Raw genomic sequence first — 946 nt, 5'->3', positions numbered from 1 at the left:
GGTGCCAGGCCCACCACCCTAACCCAATCAAGAGGAACCCAATCAATAGGGGGGTTGGCTTCCGTCAAGCCTCTCTACCTGAAAGCTGACACCATTGGGTGAAGGCAAGCTAGTGAGGTAACAGTTTTGTCGACCATTAGCTTGCCATGTTACCTGCTCTACACCAGTTGGCTCGTTCTGCCAGAGCGGTCTTCGTGTACGGCATGGGAGAGGGGGGGATGTAATCCAACTTCACGATCCCTATCCGTAGTTACTCTTGGCATCTATCGACATCTAGCAGCAGCAGTGAGCTTGCAGTCGGGGTTACGAGGGATCCTCAGCCCACAGGTGATCGACGAACCGAGGGGAGTGGGAGAATCCCTGGCGGACACGGAGGCTTTGATCCAGGTTTGGCATGGACGCGGGGAGGGGCAAATTTACATCTGGGTCAGGTTCCATGCTCCTTATTCTGGCCATCCTGAGAGTTTTGTCCAGGGATCCGCTCTAGCCCAAAGGTATGGAGTGGGGCTGCACACCCACTTGGCGGAAACTCGCCGGGGAGTGGAAACTCTACAGGCTCGCTATGGATTGACCCCGGTGCAGTGTTTGAAACGCTGGGGATCCCTGAGTGCTCAGACCTTGGCCGCCCACTGTGTGCATGTGGGGGCTGAAGAAATCGAATCGAGGAGATGCGGTTGGCGGTGTTTCTGCAGCGGTTGGGATCGGGGGATAGAGCTGCTCTGCCGGCGCAACAGGCTTTGTGGATGGCTACACAAGGCAGTGCCGCCTGTCTGGGTCTGGAAGGGGAAATCGGCAGCTTGGAGGTGGGCAAAAAAGCGGATTTGATCTTGCTGGATTTGCGCGTGGGCACCGCTAACCGCTATGCCAAAAAGCTCGCCACCTGCTTGTGAGAACCTGTGGGCTGCATTTTGACCGTGACTGATACATTTACGCTGAACACTGCTGA

1 protein-coding gene and 1 pseudogene are annotated in these 946 nt (G+C 56.2%); both read left to right on the top strand.

Translation table 11 applies throughout. The features are described 5' to 3' along the window. Positions 1 to 126: 126 nt before the first annotated feature. Positions 127 to 648, top strand: a pseudogene (locus tag NW815_RS11210) (amidohydrolase family protein); the annotation flags it as partial. Positions 649 to 668: 20 nt separating this feature from the next. Next, positions 669 to 890, top strand: a complete 222-nt coding sequence (locus NW815_RS11205) for an amidohydrolase family protein (protein WP_414416017.1) — start codon at positions 669 to 671, stop codon at positions 888 to 890. The last annotated feature ends 56 nt before the right edge of the window (positions 891 to 946 follow it).

Origin of the sequence: Synechococcus sp. R6-7 (genome assembly GCF_047461695.1) — a bacterium.
Classification (GTDB): Bacteria; Cyanobacteriota; Cyanobacteriia; order Thermostichales; family Thermostichaceae; genus Thermostichus.
Note: the sequence above shows the minus strand (reverse complement) of the source record. Positions and strands in the feature narration are given on the sequence as shown.

What these genes read in the sequence shown, in the direction of transcription:
- NW815_RS11205 (WP_414416017.1), top strand. Translation starts at nt 669, where the DNA reads ATGCGGTTGGCGGTGTTTCTGCAGCGGTTGGGATCGGGGGATAGAGCT.